General features: G+C 37.0%; 19 protein-coding genes. 12 read left to right on the top strand and 7 right to left on the bottom strand.

Annotation, left to right across the window (positions count from 1 at the left end):
• The first annotated feature begins 27 nt into the window (after positions 1-27).
• From AC0L8O_RS09585 to AC0L8O_RS09610, 6 genes are all read left to right on the top strand, one after another.
• On the top strand, positions 28-1,311 hold the full coding sequence (locus AC0L8O_RS09585; RefSeq protein ID WP_473447640.1) for an ABC transporter substrate-binding protein: 1,284 nt from the start codon (positions 28-30) through the stop codon (positions 1,309-1,311).
• A 233-nt stretch (positions 1,312-1,544) separates the two neighbouring features.
• Complete coding sequence (locus AC0L8O_RS09590) at positions 1,545-2,432, top strand: carbohydrate ABC transporter permease (protein WP_473447642.1); 888 nt, start codon at positions 1,545-1,547, stop codon at positions 2,430-2,432.
• Between the two features lie 2 nt (positions 2,433-2,434).
• Complete coding sequence (locus AC0L8O_RS09595; RefSeq protein WP_473447644.1) at positions 2,435-3,325, top strand: carbohydrate ABC transporter permease; 891 nt, start codon at positions 2,435-2,437, stop codon at positions 3,323-3,325.
• A 6-nt stretch (positions 3,326-3,331) separates the two neighbouring features.
• Positions 3,332-4,156: a PfkB family carbohydrate kinase gene (locus AC0L8O_RS09600; RefSeq protein ID WP_473447646.1), complete on the top strand. Its 825-nt coding sequence runs from the start codon at positions 3,332-3,334 to the stop codon at positions 4,154-4,156.
• 59 nt (positions 4,157-4,215) lie between these two features.
• A complete protein-coding gene (locus AC0L8O_RS09605; protein ID WP_473447648.1) occupies positions 4,216-4,941 on the top strand; it encodes a GntR family transcriptional regulator in 726 nt (241 codons plus the stop codon).
• 134 nt (positions 4,942-5,075) lie between these two features.
• Positions 5,076-5,225, top strand: a complete 150-nt coding sequence (locus AC0L8O_RS09610) for a hypothetical protein (protein ID WP_473447650.1) — start codon at positions 5,076-5,078, stop codon at positions 5,223-5,225.
• A gap of 1 nt (position 5,226) precedes the next feature.
• Here the strand turns inward: AC0L8O_RS09610 and AC0L8O_RS09615 are convergent, their stop codons facing one another.
• On the bottom strand, positions 5,227-6,672 hold the full coding sequence (locus AC0L8O_RS09615) for a DEAD/DEAH box helicase (RefSeq protein WP_473447652.1): 1,446 nt from the start codon (positions 6,670-6,672) through the stop codon (positions 5,227-5,229).
• Positions 6,673-6,951: 279 nt separating this feature from the next.
• On the opposite strand from AC0L8O_RS09615, the gene desA reads away from it, so the two are divergent.
• Positions 6,952-7,983, top strand: coding sequence for a Delta(5) desaturase DesA (gene desA, locus AC0L8O_RS09620; RefSeq protein ID WP_473447654.1), 1,032 nt, complete (start codon positions 6,952-6,954; stop codon positions 7,981-7,983).
• A gap of 75 nt (positions 7,984-8,058) precedes the next feature.
• On the top strand, positions 8,059-8,601 hold the full coding sequence (locus AC0L8O_RS09625) for a response regulator (protein WP_473447656.1): 543 nt from the start codon (positions 8,059-8,061) through the stop codon (positions 8,599-8,601).
• Between the two features lie 285 nt (positions 8,602-8,886).
• Here the strand turns inward: AC0L8O_RS09625 and AC0L8O_RS09630 are convergent, their stop codons facing one another.
• The gene (locus AC0L8O_RS09630) at positions 8,887-9,828 is read right to left on the bottom strand and encodes a metallophosphoesterase (protein WP_473447658.1); all 942 of its coding nucleotides are present in this window, start codon (positions 9,826-9,828) and stop codon (positions 8,887-8,889) included.
• A 32-nt stretch (positions 9,829-9,860) separates the two neighbouring features.
• A complete protein-coding gene (locus AC0L8O_RS09635) occupies positions 9,861-10,727 on the bottom strand; it encodes an endonuclease/exonuclease/phosphatase family protein (RefSeq protein WP_473447659.1) in 867 nt (288 codons plus the stop codon).
• A gap of 158 nt (positions 10,728-10,885) precedes the next feature.
• Between AC0L8O_RS09635 and AC0L8O_RS09640 the strand changes: the two genes are divergently transcribed.
• On the top strand, positions 10,886-11,011 hold the full coding sequence (locus AC0L8O_RS09640; RefSeq protein ID WP_473447661.1) for a hypothetical protein: 126 nt from the start codon (positions 10,886-10,888) through the stop codon (positions 11,009-11,011).
• A 349-nt stretch (positions 11,012-11,360) separates the two neighbouring features.
• Here AC0L8O_RS09640 and AC0L8O_RS09645 read toward each other — a convergent pair whose 3' ends face one another.
• Entirely contained in the window at positions 11,361-12,119 is a 759-nt protein-coding gene (locus AC0L8O_RS09645) for an MIP/aquaporin family protein (protein WP_473447663.1), read from the bottom strand.
• 15 nt (positions 12,120-12,134) lie between these two features.
• A complete protein-coding gene (gene fdhA, locus AC0L8O_RS09650) occupies positions 12,135-13,349 on the bottom strand; it encodes a formaldehyde dehydrogenase, glutathione-independent (RefSeq protein WP_473447665.1) in 1,215 nt (404 codons plus the stop codon).
• A gap of 240 nt (positions 13,350-13,589) precedes the next feature.
• On the opposite strand from fdhA, the gene AC0L8O_RS09655 reads away from it, so the two are divergent.
• A complete protein-coding gene (locus AC0L8O_RS09655) occupies positions 13,590-15,353 on the top strand; it encodes a sigma-54-dependent Fis family transcriptional regulator (protein WP_473447667.1) in 1,764 nt (587 codons plus the stop codon).
• An 873-nt stretch (positions 15,354-16,226) separates the two neighbouring features.
• Here the strand turns inward: AC0L8O_RS09655 and AC0L8O_RS09660 are convergent.
• Both AC0L8O_RS09660 and AC0L8O_RS09665 read right to left on the bottom strand, forming a co-directional pair.
• Positions 16,227-16,361, bottom strand: coding sequence for a hypothetical protein (locus AC0L8O_RS09660; RefSeq protein ID WP_473447669.1), 135 nt, complete (start codon positions 16,359-16,361; stop codon positions 16,227-16,229).
• Between the two features lie 22 nt (positions 16,362-16,383).
• A complete protein-coding gene (locus tag AC0L8O_RS09665) occupies positions 16,384-17,601 on the bottom strand; it encodes a tetratricopeptide repeat protein (RefSeq protein WP_473447670.1) in 1,218 nt (405 codons plus the stop codon).
• A 408-nt stretch (positions 17,602-18,009) separates the two neighbouring features.
• On the opposite strand from AC0L8O_RS09665, the gene AC0L8O_RS09670 reads away from it, so the two are divergent.
• Positions 18,010-18,843: a 3-hydroxyacyl-CoA dehydrogenase family protein gene (locus AC0L8O_RS09670; RefSeq protein ID WP_473447672.1), complete on the top strand. Its 834-nt coding sequence runs from the start codon at positions 18,010-18,012 to the stop codon at positions 18,841-18,843.
• Positions 18,844-18,877: 34 nt separating this feature from the next.
• Positions 18,878-19,129: an acyl carrier protein gene (locus tag AC0L8O_RS09675; protein WP_473448800.1), complete on the top strand. Its 252-nt coding sequence runs from the start codon at positions 18,878-18,880 to the stop codon at positions 19,127-19,129.
• The last annotated feature ends 3 nt before the right edge of the window (positions 19,130-19,132 follow it).

Here is a 19,132-nt window from a genome sequence, read left to right on the forward strand (position 1 = left end):
AAATTGGTTACGGGGAGGAAATAATGAATGAAAAAGTTAGTCAGCTTTTTAGTTATTATTTTAGCTAGCTCTATGTTTTTAGCAGCATGTTCTTCCTCCAATGAAAGCAATGGCGATGCATCAGATGGTGATCAAGTGATGATTGATTTCTTTCATAGATGGCCGAATGAACCTAGAAAATCATTTTATGATGAAAAAATTGCAGAATTTGAAAAGCTGCATCCGAATGTGAAAATTAATGTTGATTCTGTTTTAAATGATTCTTTTAAAGAAAAAATTAGAGTACTTGTTTCAAATGATGATCTTCCTGATGTTTTCACCTCATGGTCGGATACATTTGCCGCAAATCTAGTAAGTTCCGGACGTATTATGGAGCTAAATGACATCATGGTGGAGGATACAGAATGGTCAGGAAATATTATCGAGTCCCAATATGCCGGATTTACGTTTGATGATGTAACATATGGTATACCGTTCACTGTTGATGGTAAAGCGTTCTTTTATAACAAACAGATATTTGAAGAACATAATATAGCGGTTCCAGAGTCATATGAAGAACTCATCAATGCGTTAGATCAGCTTAAGGAAGCCGGATATGAAACACCAGTTGTAGAAGGTTTAACAAATGGTTGGGCAATTTCTCATTACTTAGGTACGATTTTTGATAGAGTCATAGAAAATGATGTCCTTCTTAAAGACTACAATATCGAGACGGGTGAATATACAGATCCTGGATATATTCGCGGGCTGGAAATTTTTAAAGAGTTAATCACTTACATGGGTGAAGTATCAACAGCTATTGATCATGAAGCAGCTCGAAATATGTTTGCGGCTGGTGAAGTTCCAGTTCTTTATATGCAATTTGCAGAGGTTGGATATGTAGAAGAAGCTGGCGATGTGGAGTTTGGGTTCTTTAATTTCCCGGCTGTTGAAGATGGAGAAGGAAGACCGAAATCCCTTACTGGTGCACCAGAAGGGTGGATGTTAAGTAAAAACGCTCCACCTGAAGCCGTAGAGTTTTTAAAATTCCTGACTTCAGAAGAAACGGCTAAAGCATTTACGAAAGCTGATGGACAGTTGAACGCGATTAAAGGAGGAGTAACGGAAGAAACCTCCAATCCAACAAGTCTGGAAGCCTATCAAATTATTTTGGATGCAACAGATTCGACTCCTTGGTTTGATAATGCAGTGGATATAACAATTGCTGATATTTTCATGCGAGGTGGTCAAGAATTAGCAACCGGTCAAACGACACCAGAAGAAATTATGAAAAAAGTACAGGAGGCTGCTGCTAAACTACGTAACCAATAAGAAAAGCGCAAGCGCCTTGATCAACCTCGGGCAAATAAGTCAATTTGGAATAGACGGAGATTTTTGCCTTCAATTCCAAATTGACCTATGCCCTCAAGGGGCTAGGCACTGTAGCTATACACCTACAATAAGTAGAAAATTTTATACGTACTTACTTGTTAAAGAAAAGAATTGCCCTAACTAAGATATGAAAGGTTAGGGCAATTCTTTAAAATAAGGGCGGGGGGTTTGAAATGAAGCTAAAAAAGGCGAAAATAACACCAATCTTATTCATGTTACCGACCATTTTATTTTTAGGACTATTTATTTACATACCACTTATTCAAAACTTCTATAATAGCTTTTTTGAATTTAGTGTATTTTCTCAGTCGAAAGAGTTTGTTGGTTTGAGTAAAATAAAAGAATTACTTGTTGATGAGGTCGTCTTCATTGCATTAAACAACAATGTCAAATACGCCATTATTTCCGTGTTACTGCAAGTTTTCTTTGCATTAGTACTAGCTGCTATTTTAGAGGATAAATTTTTTAGACGCTTCGCTCCTGCTTTACGGGTTATTTATTTTATGCCGGTTATGATTTCAATCTCTGTTATTGCCTTATTATTTGGATTTGTCTATAATCCCCAAATTGGGTTATTAAATAGTTTTCTAGAACTCGTTGGATTAGATCACTTTGCAAAGCCGTGGTTAGGTAATTCAACTACTGCCATCTATAGTGTGATCGCTATGTCCCAATGGCAAAGTATCGGGCTCATTACGATGTTGTTCATTGTTGCGATTCAGAAAATTCCAAAGGATTTATATGAAGCTGCAGAGATAGATGGTGCTGGAAAAATACGAAGATTCTTTAGTGTAACGGTGCCACAAGTAAAAGAAGCGATGTTTGTTAACTTATTGGTTACTGTGACAGGGTCGATTCTAGTATTTAATGAACCTTACATTCTCACAAATGGCGGGCCGGGAAATAGTTCCATCACATTAGCGGTTCACATGTATCAAACAGGCTTCATTAAAGATGACATGGGTTATGCATCAACGCTGGCAACTCTTATCTTCTTGCTATCTGCTGTATTTGCGCTAATACAGATCAAAGTATCGAGAACAGGGAAGGAGGATTGTTAGACATGTTAAAAACAAATATAAAGAAGTCAACATTTCCGAGTACCCTTCCTACAAATAAAATGAAAATCCCTGTGCAAACAAGAATCACTAAAAATATCGTCCTGCTTGGTTTGCTAAGTTTTGCGGTTATCATTCTCTATCCACTATTTTGGATGTTGATCTCATCATTTAAAAGTTATCAGGAAATCTACAGTAATGTGTGGGCTTTACCAACAGAATGGAAATTTGAAAACTACTCCTTGGCATGGTCGAAAGGAATTTCGAGTTATTTTATCAATAGTGTTTATGTAACCGCTTTAACAATTATTTTAACTGTTATAATAGGATCGATGGCTGCGTTCGTACTATCCAGATATAAAAATCGATGGATTGACGCGTCACTCTTATTTATTATTGGCGGGTTAATGATGAACCCACAAGTTGCCTTAATCCCCTTATTTGAAATCTTAACCATCACAAACTTATTAGATACACATTGGGCACTTATTTTGACCTATGTAGCATATCGACTACCTTTAACGATTATATTGATTCGGGCTTTCTTTTTAACAGTACCTAAAGAGTTATCTGAATCAGCTTTGATGGATGGGTGTACGGAATTTGGTATTTATTGGCGTATTTATTTGCCAATATCATTACCTATTGTCGTAACATCAGTTATCTTAACCGCATATTTCGCTTGGAATGAATTCTTATTCGCTACCGTTTTCATAAATTCCAGTGAATTAAAAACGATCCCATCAGGTTTAATGGTCTTTCGAGATGCTCTCCGCACAGACTGGGGAGTATTACTATCTGGTATGGTGATTGCAACAGTCCCAATGATTGTTCTACTTATCTTCTTACAAAAATATTTGGTTAGAGGTCTTGCAGAAGGATCTGTGAAAGGATGATGACTTATGAAACTAATCACAATCGGTGATAACGTAGTAGACTGCTACTTGGATCAAAATAAATACTATCCCGGTGGTAATTGTGTCAATGTAGCCGTAAATGCCAAACGTAATGGGGCAAGTGAAGTTTCATATATTGGGATATTTGGGAATGATGAGCCTGCGGATCATATTAAAGATGTGTTAAGCCAAGAAGGCATCGATTATCGTTTTTCCCGCGACGTATATGGTATAACAGGACAGCCGCAAGTGACATTAACAGAAGATCATGACCGAGTATTTGTAGGCGGACCCAAAAATACTGTACAGCATCGATTTAAAATTCAGCTCGTTCAAGAAGAGCTGGATTATATAAAAACCTTTGATTTAAGCCATGTAAGCTGCTATTCCTCCATGGAAAGTGAACTACCTAAATTGTCACAAGTGTCAAAAATATCGTATGATTTTTCAAATAGGAAGGACCTACCTTATATTGAATCGATTGCTCCATATATTTCTTATGCATTTTTCTCAGCTGCAGAGCTTTCAGAGGAAGAGATCGAACATTTCATTAAAGATTTAAGTACTTTTCAATTTGAAATCATTGGATTGACAAGGGGAGGAAGGCCGGCGATTTTCATAAAAAATGGAGAGATTTATGAGCAGAAGGTAAAGAAAATTGATGTGGTTGACACAATGGGTGCAGGTGACAGCTTAATCGCTGGCTTCTTAACTTCTTATATGAGTGGGGATGACATAGAAGTGGCGATTGCGAAAGGAACAAGCTCTGCTGAAAAAACCTGCCAAGAATACGGTGGATTCGGTTACCCAAAAGAAAGACAAAAAGTTTAACGACTATCCAAAGTTAATGTATAATGAATGGTAACGTTAAACATATAGGAGCGAACGTAATGAGTAACCGCGATCAAATTCAAAATTATCTATATGAAGAAATTATGACCGGTATTAAACAATATATTGAATCAAATCAGCTAAACCAAGGTGATCAAATTCCGACTGAAGCGGAATTATGTGACATTTTTAAAGCCAGTAGAATATCCATTCGTCGTGCAATCAAAGAATTAGTAGACGAAGGTGTGCTTCAAATTATTCGGGGAAAAGGTACATTTGTGAATACAGTTCGTAAAGAAATTCACCTTTTACATTTTCAGGGATACACCGAAGGCTTGACGACAAAGAGTGATTTTATAAAAAAAGACATACTATCAATGGAAAAAATAAAGGGTACTCCCCATATTAATCATAAATTTGACAATAAATTTGATGAGTACATTGAATTGGTGAGAAAAGTCTATCGAAATGACCAGATTTTAAGCTTGGATTATGCCTATTTTCCAACAGCACTTTACCCCTCAATTGAGAATAAAATAACATCAGCGTGTTCAACCTTTAAAATTATTAACGACGAATATGGAATAAAGTTCAAAAAAGTATGTAAAGATCTTGAATTTGTCCATCCAACAGAAGAGGTACAAAAGCACCTAGAAGTCAATAGAATGACACCGATCATTTTAGTAGACAAAATTATCTATAACGAACAATCAATCCCTGTCCATTACTCAAACTACCACTTAATCGCAGATCGGGTGAAGTTACGACTGGAGACGGATTACTAAATGTGGGACACGGGGACAGGTACATTGTCCCTCTGTTTTCCTATTCAAGCACGATTGACTCCATAGAGGGGCTTCTATCCTTAGTAAAGTGATTTTAGGAAACTACTAGCTTATAACGAAAAGGGATTGCTTTTATGAATGAAGAAAAGGCGCTGAAATGTTTAGAAGCAAAGGATGTATTAAAATGTTATGTACAGCTAAATAAAAAACAGGGAAGTGATTTAAATATTTCATCACTTCCCTTATTTTATTTAGTTGGTATTTTCTTCAGCTACATTGATTAAATTATTTAATTGCTTTGCTCACTTTTAGTTTCTTACCTTTGATTGTTGCATTTTCCATTGCTTGTAAAACAAGTGATCCTTTTCCATTAAGAATATCAACGTATGACATATTATCATGGATCGTAATAATACCAATATCATCTGCTGTTACTCCAGGAATTTTCGCTATAGTTCCGACAAAATCTACAGCTCGAATCTTCTTCTTTTTTCCACCACTGAAATGAAGTTTAATAATATCTTGGTTAATTCGAGCAGTTTTATTGTTCTTCACGATCCTGCGTCCACTCATTTTTTCTTCGAAAGCGGCTGTTCCTTTAGCAACTTCCTGATTTGTAGGAGCTTCCTTTACAGGTATTTCAAAGCCAATGTACTTTTCTATTGCTTTTATAAATTTCTCTTCAAAAGTGGTCGCAAATGTAATGGCTTTTCCTTTATTACCGGCACGACCGGTTCTTCCTGTTCGGTGGACATAGCTCTCTTTTTCCATTGGAGTGTCATAATTGATAACAAGTGTTACATTATCAATATCAATTCCTCTTGCGGCAACATCGGTTGCGACAAGATAACGGAAATTCCCCATTTTAAAACCATCCATCACAGCAAACCGTTCCTCTTGCTCTAAACCTCCATGGATTTTTTCACAAGAATATTGCGATCTTTCCAATTCGGTATACACTGTATCTACGTTTTCTTTAGTTCTGCAGAAAATGATACAGCTCTCAGGGTTTTCAACGATTGTAACGCTTTTAAGAAGTGAAATCTTATCTCCCTCATTAACTTCAATTAATTGGTGTTCAATACTATCTGTGGTTATCGCAGTTGCTGCAATTTCGATATTAGTAGGATTTTTCATATATTTGTGGCAGAGATTTTCTACATCTTCAGGCAATGTTGCAGAAAAAACCATCGTTACTCTGTCTAAAGGTAGCTCCTTTATTATTGTTTCCACATCGTCAATAAATCCCATATTAAGCATTTCATCAGCTTCATCAATGATAAGATACTTAACTTGGTCTAAAACAAGGGTTCCTCGTTCGATATGGTCAAGGACACGTCCGGGTGTACCGACCACAACATGATTTTTTTGTTTCAATTCTTCTTTTTGTTTCGTAAAAGGCTCTTTTCCATAAACGGCCATTGCTTTAATCCGCTTTAACCTTCCAATATTCGTTATATCCTCTCGAACTTGAACAGCAAGCTCCCTTGTAGGAGTAAGAATTAATGCCTGTGGCTTTTTTTCTTCCCATTTAACCATTTCGCAGATAGGTATACCAAAGGATGCGGTCTTGCCGCTACCTGTTTGAGATTTAACGACAAGATCTTGATTTTCCAATGCTAATGGTATTACTTCATTTTGAACCTCTGTGGGGGTTTCATATTTTAACACTGCAAGTGCTCTTTTTATTTCATTGCTTAACTGATAATCCTCAAAACTTTTTTTACTCATAAATTAACCTCTTTTTTAGTATTATCCGATTTACGTATAGGATTCTCTTAAAAAAATCATCATATGCAAAATCTGAATATCGTTCATTATACTTGAAACATCAAACAAATCATCTTTTATTTTGAATTTTATACGGATAATGAATATATTTTCCCTTTTAGCTTAATGGTATATGACAAGTATCATACCATGTACATGATACATGCTACTTACAAGTCCATTATTTTTCGTGTATCATTCACTTTAGCACACATAACAAGGAAGGAAATTTCAAATAAAATGAACTTACAAAATACGAAAACTTTAAGAAAACAAGTTGCTCCATTTGAAAAAACAACAACAATGAAGAGTACATGGCAGATCATTAATACAATCGTTCCATTTATTACATTATGGTATCTTGCCTATATATGTCTGTCCGTTTCATATTGGTTAGCATTAGTGCCAATAGTGTTAGCAGCTGGGTTTTTGGTAAGAGTCTTTATTATTTTTCATGATTGCACCCATCATTCCTTTTTTAAAAGCCGTCGCGTCAATCGAATAGTTGGAACAGCTATGGGTGTATTAACTTTATTCCCGTTTGATCAATGGGGGCATGAGCATTCTATTCATCACGCTACAAGTGGTAATCTGGATAAGCGTGGTACAGGAGATATTTGGACACTTACAGTGGATGAGTATTTGGCAGCACCGCTTAGACTTCGTTTAACATATCGTTTTTATCGTAATCCTCTCGTTATGTTTGGGTTGGGGCCAATCTATGTTTTCCTTCTAAAAAATAGATTTAATCGCAAAGGGGCCAGAAGGAAGGAACGCTTGAATACTTATTTGACGAACGTTTTATTCGTTGCATTAATTGGAATACTCTGCTGGACAGTTGGGTGGCAGTCGGTGATTTTAGTTCAAGGATCTATTTTCTTGCTATCAGGGTCACTAGGCATTTGGCTGTTTTACGTTCAGCACACTTTTGAAGATTCTTATTTTGAGGAAAATAGTGAATGGGAATATGTAAAGGCAGCTGTGGAGGGAAGTTCCTTCTATAAGCTTCCAAAATTTATTCAATTCTTGACTGGAAATATTGGTTATCACCATGTTCATCATTTAAGCCCTAGAGTCCCAAACTATAAATTAGAAGAAGCGCATAATAATACAACTCCCTTACAAAACGTACCAACCATTACACTTGCTACAAGTTTAAAGTCGCTCCGTTTCCGTTTATGGGATGAAAAAACTAAGAATTTCGTAAGCTTTAAAGACGTTAAAGCGTTAGCTAAAAAAAGAGTTTCTGTTCAAATAAAACCTGAATTGTAACTATACTAAATAGAGCTCCCCATTATTAATGGGGAGTTTCTGCTTAATAGTAGCTTTCACAAGGAGAGAACTAAAATGATTCGAATTGTCATTGCTGAGGATCAGGAGATGCTGTTAGGGGTAATAGGTTCCCTTCTTAATTTGGAAGAGGATATGGAAGTGGTTGGTCGGGCTAGGAATGGGGAAGAGGCTATTACTCTTGTGTACCGATTGCAGCCTGATATTTGTATCATGGATATAGAGATGCCTAAAATGAGCGGACTTGAGGCAGCTGAAGCATTAATGCCAGCGGGATGCAAGGTAATCATTTTAACTACATTTGCTAGGAATGGTTATATAGACCGTGCACTAAAAGCTGGTGTAAATGGTTATTTATTAAAGGATAATCCAAGCAAGAAGTTAATCTGCTCGATCCGCAGTATTATGGATGGAAAACAAATTTACTCCCCTGAACTAATGGATGTTTCAAGAGATAGCAGGCTTGGAACTGAAGTGTTAGAACTGTTTGACGATGGTCAAACTATAGACAATACCTCTAATGGACCTAGAAACAAAAAGGGATCTGTGAGGAATTATTTTTCAGCAATTATTGATAAAATAAAGTTACAGACTGGTTAGGAATCGTTTTCTAGTTACCATAAAATAACAAACAGAACAGACCTGCAAAATGAATTGATCCCATCACAATCTGTGGTGTTCATGGCATTAGTAGATTAGATAGTAAAAGGGACCTTCTTTAATAGTAAGAGAGGGTCCTTTTTATATCTAAATATTAGTTTTTAACACTCTGCAATGGGACACGGGGACAGGTACATCGTCCCTCTATTTTTGGTAGGCTAATACGTAGAAATAGGGACGATTCTTTTGTTTTCAATCATGGAGCAAAAGAACTGTCCCTTTGTTTTACGATTGTATTTTTAATATCCGATCTATTTCACGTCCAAAACCATCGACTTCCAATCGATCCTTGTATACGCGAACGATTGAGTAGGAGTTTGTGTCATCGGTTTCGACCATTCCTTTGAGGTTTACATAGTGAATTCCGTTTTTCACTCCATAATTGCCTGCGTGGTTATGTCCGTTGAAATAAGCAACAACATTTCCGGATGCTTCTAGTTCTGCGATGACTGCTTCATCATTCCAAACATTGTGGTTATTTTCAGGGTACACAGGCATGTGGGACAATACGACAACTTTTTCTTGTCTTTGTGACGCTTTTTCCAGGACTCCGCGAAGCCATGTTAACTGTTCCTCGCTGACCCCGCCATTCCATGTTTGAGCATTGATTTCATTAGTAGCCTTTAACGAATTGTACATATCTTGGGCTTGTTGGTATTTTTCTGAATCTACCGGGTTCGCGTAAAGGCTAAGATCATTGGTATCAAGCACAACAAAGCGCCAGTTTTTGAATTTGAAGTCATAATATTGGTTCTTCATGCCGAGTATGTCAACCACTTCGTCGGTTGTCACAGGGAAGTCATGGTTGCCAAGGACATGATACTTCGGGCCTTCGATAGTGTTGTAGATTGGTAGAATACTTGAAAAGCTGGAAAGGTTTCTGTCGATTAAATCACCTGTTTGAACAGTGAAATCGACCTCTTGACTGTTAAATGTTTGAGCGGCTTCCATCAGCTTGTCCAATGAATTCGTATAGTAGCGCGTACCATTTATTTCGCAGTCACAATACTGGGCATCCGGAACAATTCCAAATTCGAGTTTTGGCTTTTCTTCGTTTTTAGCAAATGCAGATGTAGCACCTGTAAGGGCCATCCCAAGTACAGCCGCCGCCGTTAAAAACTTCAATTTGTTTCTATGTACTTTTCTTTCTTTTTGCTCATTCATCATAAAGATTCTCCTTTCTTTATCACCAGTCATCATTAGTTATTTCCATTCAAAAATGGCTGCTCACGGTCCAACACAATTTCAGCTGTGATTGGAAGATGGTCTGAAGCCAAGCTTTGAATGACTTCAGCACTCACTGTTTCGATGTCATTTGATGTAAAGATATAATCGATACGCTTTGTAGGATTTTCAGCAGAATAAGTAAAAGCAGTCGGCTGATCGGCAAAAACATCAAGGTAATGAGCATACATGGCTTTCATTTCATTGCTTTCTGGAGTTGCATTTAAATCTCCTACAATCACTTTTGGTCCTGCTGATTGGTTTGCAATTTCTACAAGCTCATTGATTTGGATTTCGCGTTCAGCAGGTGTTAACGCCAAGTGGGTGTTATACACATGCAAATGGTTTCCCTTCACATTGATTGTTGCTTCCAATAGACCGCGCTGCTCCGTGTTTCCGATTTTTGTTAAGGAATGATTTTCAGATGATAGTATTGGATATTTGCTTAAAATAGCAGTGCCATATTGACGACGTTCGTCTCCATCATTTAGAGGTTCATTGTCAAGATTTGCTGCATACGTATAAAACATGCCAAGACGCTCTGCCAATAATTTTGCCTGGTCTTGAAAATCACTACGGCTAGACCAATGGTTGTCCACCTCTTGTAAGCCAACGATATCTGTGTTGGATTCTTCGATGATTTTAGCAATTCGTTCCAAGTCTAATACATTGTCTTCACCTACAGCATGGTGCATATTGAAGGACATTACTTTAAGGTTTACCGGTTTACCATGTCCAAAGGCAAACGTGTTATTGCTAAAGCCTAAAACTAGCAAAACCACTGCTATTACATTGAGTAAAGTCCATTTCCTGCTTTTTATCCCTTTTAATCCAACCACCATTCATTACCTCCTTATAAAATTTTGATTACTATTTGATGCTAACAGACGGAATTTAAGCCTTTATTGAGTGAATGTAAAAAAGGAATTTAGGTTCTATTACATGTTTGTTAAGCAAAGCCGTATTGCCCGTGTATATATTCCTAAGGGAGGGAGTTGCCATGACTAAACCAGCAATTGGGACAAGCATAAACATAGAAGTAACCATAAGGGAGGTTATAAATACTTATATTAAAAATGTAAGGAATGCCAACAAAGGGATGAGTGTATCTAAAATAGGGCTATAAGAATTCTTGCAGAATTTTACTTAGTTTCAAAAACTGAGAAGTTCATAGAAAAGGAGCTTCCATTTCCATGGAAGGAGAAATACGGAGTTCAAAAGGTTTCATGGTCTATTACAAGCTAAGGGGGAGGTGTGTCTATGCAGGTAAATTAGCTTTAATAGCAGTCAAAATAAGAATGGCAGCATTAGTAGCGTAATAATAGGGAAAACCACATTGGTTTTCCCTTCAAAAGAAGAATTCATTAGCTTTAAGTATTAACTTGAAATTTTGCTTTTACTAAAACTGGCTAATTTTAAACGGTATTTTATCACCAGGCTCGAAGCGTCCAACAGTCCTCAAACACTTTAACGATTCATCCTTTAACAGAGTGCTGGTCAGTTCCCACCATCTGCTGCTTTGTTGTCGTTAAACCTTTATAAGCAACAGCTCCACCTATCGCACCGATAATCGGTCCAATCACATAAATCGGGAACTGTGCCCAACTGATCGTACCACCTGCTAAACTACTCATCACATAGGGACCAAATGTCCTAGCTGGGTTAAAAGAAGCACCAGTTGCCCCAGCTGTTAACATGATCAGTCCTCCAACAGTCAATCCAATCACAAGACCTGCCCAGTTTCCAGGGGCGTTCGAATCAACAGCAATCCCCATAATCACAAACATAAGAACAAATGCTGCGATCGCTTCCACAACCATCCCCTGTATATAGCCTGTACTCGAACCAAGTGTTGTTGCACCTAACCCACCAAGGTGGATACCATCCATTCCAAGAACAGCAGCAATCGCCATAGCACCGATGATACCGCCAACACACTGAGCGAGGAGGTAGGCGGGAACCTCTTTCCAAGCAAAGTGACCGGTGACTGCTAAACCAATTGTAACGGCAGGATTAATATGACAACCAGAGATTCTTCCAATTGTAAAAATCATCGCCATGACGACAATCGCAAAGGCAACACTTATCACGCCGATATCCGCAAGCGTTGTCGCCGCATTATTACTTGCTGTGATGACCCCATTAAACGCCGCTGTTCCAGCACCAATGAGTACGAGTAAAGCAGTACCAATACCTTCAGCTACACATCGTTTGAACAGAACTGGGGGTTCCATGTGACAGACCTCCTCTTATTTTACAAGTCCATGAGGGTCAATGACATACTTTCTCGCTGCACCTTGATCAAACTCTTGGTATCCTCTTGGCGCTTCTTCTAAAGAAATAACCGTTGCATTTACGGCTTTTGCAATTTGTGCTCTACCACTTAAAATCGCTTGCATTAAGTCACGGTGGTATTTCATCACAGGTGTTTGTCCGGTTACAAAGGTATGTGCTTTTGCCCAACCAAGACCAAGACGCACCTTTAATGTCCCGATTCGTGCATCTTCATCAATTCCACCAGGATCCCCAGTTACATAAAGCCCTGGAATACCAAGTCTCCCGCCGGCACGTGTTACGGTCATAATTGAATTAAGTACGGTTGCGGGCGATTCGCCTGCATTTGCTCCATGTCCTGATGCTTCAAATCCCACGCAGTCAACGGCACAGTCGACCTCAGGAACCCCTAAAATTTGTTCGATTTGCTCTCCAAGATCCGGATGTTCACGAAGGTTTACATTTTCACATCCAAAACTTTTTGCTTGTTGAAGACGCTCCGCGTTCAGATCACCGACAATGACGACAGCGGCACCGAGTAATTGAGCTGAGTGTGCTGCTGCTAACCCAACCGGACCTGCTCCCGCAATATAAACCGTCGAACCTGGTTTGACTCCGGCACTGACTGCACCATGATAACCTGTTGGGAAAATATCTGAGAGCATAGTTAAATCTTTTATTTTTTCCATTGCCTGATCTTTATCAGGGAATTTTAATAACTGGAAATCAGCATACGGAACCATCACATATTCGGACTGACCTCCGACCCATCCGCCCATATCAACATAGCCATACGCTGAACCCGGACGATCAGGATTTACATTTTCACAAATATGAGTGTCACGCTCTTTACAACTACGACAGCGTCCACAAGCAATATTAAATGGCACAGATACGAGATCGCCTTTTTTAATGAACTCAACATCACTTCCAACTTCAATGACTTCACCTGTAATTTCATGTCCAAGTATAAGTCCAGTTGGAGCGGTCGTTCTTCCGCGCACCATATGTTGATCGCTTCCACAAATATTCGTTGTGACCACTTTTAAAATGACACCATGGTTACATTTACGACCAACATTCAGTGGATTAACACCAGGGCCATCTCTTAACACCAAATCGGGATAGCCTATGTCCTGTATTTCCACCTTACCTGGTTTTATATACGCGACTGCTCTGTTTCCACTCATTTTGCAATTCCCCCTTGAGATAAATGTTAGGTGGTTCACTTTATATAGTGCAAGAAGCGTGCCAAGCTCCAAACTTTTTATTTAGAGCCACTTTTTATAATGTACAGGTATTAAATCTGTTTAATTTCTGAACAACAACTGTCCTATTTTAGGACGGTTGTTCATTTAAACTTGGAAATATTTACCCCAGTAGTATAATAGACTTAGAGAAACCGTTACTATTTAAAGGGGGACAAGCAAATGCTACAAGGGAACCTTGTTGAGCGGGTTGATATAATTGACCGTTCTTGGAAGCGTTGTCAAAACTTTGGACTTTCACCCTCCGACTCTATGGATGACTCAATTTTAACTGGTAGTGCATTAGAGGAGGTACTAACTGAAAATCAGTCGATGATTCGACACGCAACATTTATTTTTGAAAACCTTTATCCTGCTATTCACTCACAAGGACTCGTCACGGTGATTGTTGATCGAAATGGAACCATTATTCACAAAGTAGGCCATCTGGATCGAAATGAGACGATAGATTATTTGCCGGTTGGTTCCAATTGGTCTGAAAAAAGAAAAGGAACCAATGCGATGGGACTCGCGATCTACGAAAAAAAATCAATCATTACGCACGCTGAGCACCATTTCTACGTGAAAAATCACTTTCTTACCTGTGCAGCAAGTCCCATTTATTCTCCAAATGGCGAGTTAATTGGTGCGGTTAATATTAGTGCAAAAAAAGAGAGGTATCACCCTTTTACAATTTCCTTAACATCAATGATTGCTGAAACTATACAGACCCGGCTGCTTCTTGACCAGACGAAGCAAGAACATGTGTTAGCTCTAAAAGAACTTGAGGTAACATCAAAATTATCAACCGTTCCGCTTCTTACCGTTGACAGTGAAAATACGATTATTCGCGCCAATCAAAAAGCCCGTTTTATCTTAGGAGAGAATTGCATCGGGGATGAGTTTCATGTTGCACAAGGGTACTCGGTTGAGGTCATCTCTGATCAATTTCAAAAAGTTTACAGCTCCGTTGTTTCGTTAAACAAAGCCAACAAGAAGGACGAGACGGCAAAAAAACTATACAGCACCTCAGATATCATTGGCTCGTGTCCCAAAATAGAAAAGGTTCGAAATATGATAACAAAAGCGGCTGTTTTTGATTACCCTGTCATTATTTACGGGAAAAGTGGTACAGGAAAGGAACTTATTGCACAATCATTACATAGCAATGGCTCACGATTCGGGAAACCATTTGTCGCTGTGAATTGTAGCGCGATCCCGGAAAATCTAATCGAAAGTGAATTATTTGGCTACGAAAGGGGGGCATTTACTGGAGCGAATCACAAAGGATCTCCAGGCAAATTTGAAGCAGCAAACGGCGGAACTATCTTTCTTGACGAAATTGGCGATATGTCCTTAAAGGCCCAAGCGGCTTTACTCCGTGTCTTACAAGAAAATATTGTTACACGAGTCGGCGGTGTCAAAGTCATCCAGGTTAACACAAGGGTTATCGCGGCTACAAACAAAAACCTACGTGAAGAAATGAAAGCAGGGCGTTTTCGAGAGGACTTGTACTACCGGCTAAAGGGAATTTTTATTACCCTCCCGCCACTGAAAGACAGAACCGACATCCTTGAATTAGCCGAACATGTCATTCATACATTAGACTTTTCATCAGTCACGTTATCGGATGAAGCAAAACAAAAGATCCTCGACTACCATTGGCCAGGAAATATCAGAGAACTTAAAAGTGTCCTCATCCAAGCCTCCTTTTTGGCCGTAGGAAACGAGATTAAGGCGGATGATTTACACTTTGAAGATGTTTATGAACAGCGAACTCAGCAATTAACAATTGAAGAAAAAAGAGCGTCTTCACTCGTACAGACAGAAAAAGAGGCCATCATCCAAGCACTAACATCTGCTGGATGGAATATAAGCAAAGCTGCGAGGATGTTGAAGATTAGTCGAAATACGCTATATCTTAAAATCAAGAAGTATGGGCTGTGAAGCATGGGACGGTTCAAGACTTCTGAAAATGAAGCAAAGCTAATTTTAGAGGAAGAAGATTAATGAGAGAATAGGTTGATTGTAGGCTAATTCTTTGTTAAGAGTAAGCTAAATTATATACTCTATATCTTGTACAATCCTGTTTTTTGTAATCTATTATAAAGAGGATGAATTCATCATTAGCAATTACGAAGCAAAAAAGGTGTACGCAGGAATGTGAACAATTTCTAAAAGAGTCAGGTGTGGGAAATCTGCACGCCAGGTTCTGTGGGGGCTAGGTCGCCAATTGGCGACCTTTCTACCCTGAGATGGCAACACTTTTTTTTGCTGAATCGCTTTCCTACATGTTGTAACATAATAAATTTTAAAGAATTATAAAGCTATTTTTCAGGAATTCTTATAAGAAATAATAAGTCCGAGAGTACTATTATTTTCTATGATTATTCAATTAAGAATGATTTCGGTTTAATAAAGATATCTGGGAACAAACACTTGTAATTAACATGGGATAGCTTTTTTACAGCTGTTCATTCTTGTGAAATCACAAACTATGATACTGAATTCTAAAGTTAGGTGTAGGGTTCAATCACCAGTATTTTCTACCAAGTTCATCTCCATGAGATATAAAACATAGGGAATAATTTTATATTTTTATTATTCGCTAAGGCTTAAGACTGATAAATAATTTAGACTCTGGATGTATAGAAAGGAAAATAAATAATTGTTAAAATAACCCTGAAAAGGGAAAACGTATATGGCTGGCATTATACAAGATATTTCATTTGTTGATAATTAATTAATACTCTATTTCAATTAATCAGGCCTTTAAAGTTTGATAAAAAATTAAGCGGGTAAATACAATGTGATACTAAATTATTCACTATGTTGGAAATAATTATGAAAAGGGGAATCAGGATAAATTTCATGTGATTTTACTATTGGTGTGACAGCGTTAGGTAAGGAAAGATCCCTTGGTAAAATGATGAATGTCTGTACTGAATACTTCATTTAATTTCCCTCCATTAATATATTAGGTCATTTTTTTACGAGCTTCATTTGCAATACCTAAAAATTTACTTCCATCTTTATATTTTAATTGTTGAAATAATTGCTTAGACATTAACTCTGAATATTCTGCGACGTAATTCCAAGAGGAGGATTCAGTAAAGAAAGGGATAACTTCATTTTTTAAAAAATCTAGGTGTTTATGTAAACTGTCTTTTCGATTCAAATCAAGAATTTTAAAGTGAAAGAAGTAATCTTTTAATCCATATTTTTGAGAGATTTCAAATCCTTTATTTATATAAATATCAATTTCATCTTTTTTACCCAGGTTGATGTATTCTTTTGCTAAACAAAAATAGGTTTTGACCAACTTATCATAATCATCTTCAGACAGATAGAGTAAGCTTTTTTCAAAAAACTTTATCGCTTGACCTGGTTTGTTTAACTCCATTTCCAAGTATCCCATATTATGATAAATAATGCCGATTATATTATTGTTATGTAATTTTTCCGCAATGTCTAATGCTTTTTCGTAGGTGTCTATGGCTTCATCAAACTGGGAAACTCTAGCTTTGTTAATCGCTAACAGAATTAATATTTTTAATGTGAGATCATACTCAAATTGTTTGCTGACAATTTCAAGACTTTTATTGGCATTTTCATAAGCGAAAAAGGTTTTGTGCATTTTACTGTATACAAGAGCAAGTCTGTAATATAGATGTGCTTCGATATCCTCCTTATCCACTAGCAATTTTAGATAATATAAAGAATTCTCCAAACTGCTACTAGCCTCTTCTAATTTATTATCTGCTTCATTCTTCATACCGTTTAAATAATAGAATAGAAAGTTTAATTCATTATTAAAAGTTTGTTTAAGTTTTGTAAAGTTTTTTATAAAAATTGAAAACTCAGTCTGATTTTCCTCCGTGATAAAGACATGAAAGTTTTGCAGCATGTCGTATTTTAGAAGAAGTTGGGGATTTTCAATATTTATTACTTGTATTTGAATATCTTTGAACTGTTTGTTTGCTTCATCAATTTGTTGTTTAATCAAAATTTTAAGCCATTGATCTAGTTTACTTCCAAAGGCATTTTCGTCTTCTTCATTTATATCCTCTAGTCGAATCTCTAATCTTTTGCAAAGGAGATCAAGTACTTCTACACTTGGAATGGTTTTATTGTTTTCAATTTTACTTAAATAGGATGTTGAACATATTCCACTGCATAATTCCTCCTGTGTCATATTTTTTGAGTTCTAAAAAAAGATATTTTTCTACCAATCATTCGGTTTTCCTCCTTTTTCCAACTTGGGAAAGTTTAGGCAGAAACTACTGCTGAATCAAGGAAAGATTATCACATAATTCCCAATATTAGAAATAGGTACTTTGTGCTAATGTTGAAACAGGTAGAAAAATAAGAGTTTTTGGAAAACAGAAAAAATAAGGAGTGGAAAAGGTGAATAAATGGGTTCCAATTTGTCTCACAGGCTTATTTCCCATTCTATTACTTGTCTTTCGAAAAAAAGACGGAAGGAAATATGTAAAAATTAACCAAGTTAAATCATTTTAAAAATAAGGCTAATATTCTACACCATTAGTCTGATAGGAGAAACTATTTTACTAAGCACTTAGTTGTGAGTAGGGGGTTTTTTATGAAAATAGGAGTAATAGGTGCAGGGGTGATGGGGAAAGGTGTTGCACAAAGGTTTGCACAGTATAACCATGACGTTTTTTTATACGACAATAATTCAGAGGTTCTTGATACAGCACGAAGTGATATTCAAAAAAATATAAAAATTACTAGTATGTTTAACAAAGCCATTGATGCTGAAGAAATTGTTTCGAATATCAAAATTGTCTCGGGTTTTGATGAGTTAGAAAACATGGATTTCATTATTGAAAATGTAAATGAGGATATCAAAACGAAAGAAAGCGTGTTTATAAATTTAGAGAAGGTTTGCCAGGAAAAATGTATTTATTTGGTCAATACATCATGCATTCCTATTACACTTATCGGTTCCTATACCAAGAGAGCGGATAAAGTAATTGGTGTACATTTTATGAATCCAGTACCAATGAAAAATTTTGCAGAGGTTATTAAGGGATGGAATACGTCTGAGGAGACAGTTCAGAATAGTAGTCGTTTGCTAAAAGACGTAGGGATCGAAATTGAAATTGTTAATGATAGCGCAGGATTTGTCTCTAATCGTTTATCCCATTTATTTATGAATGAAGCAGCTGCATTAGTGTATGAGGGAGTTGCGACAGCAGATCAGATTGATAACATTTTTAAAAATGCCTTTGGGCATAAGATGGGACCGCTTGAAACAGCTGATTTAATTGGAGTCGATACAGTGTTGGATTCTTTAAAGATCCTTTATGAGCACTATGAAGATTCGAAATTCAGAGCATGTCCGCTTATGAAACAGATGGTATTTGCAGGATTTACCGGAAGAAAAGCTGGTAAAGGTTTTTATCATTACTAAACAACTACAAGGGAGGATTATAGAGGTGAATAATATGGGAGTAAAAGAAACAATAAAGGTATTTTTATCAAAGTTTGTGAATGTAAATGAAATCGAGGATACAGATAATATTTTTGAAAAAGGATTAGTAAATTCGTTGTTTGCCATGAATTTGGTCAGTTATATCGAAAAAGAATTCGACATTTCTATCGATAATACAGAATTAGATTTGGACAATTTTAAAGATATCAATTCAATTGTAGCCTTAATTGAAAACAAAATAACATTGGAAATAATTGAGGGGTAACAG

The organism is Metabacillus sp. KJ11-3 (assembly GCF_055808295.1).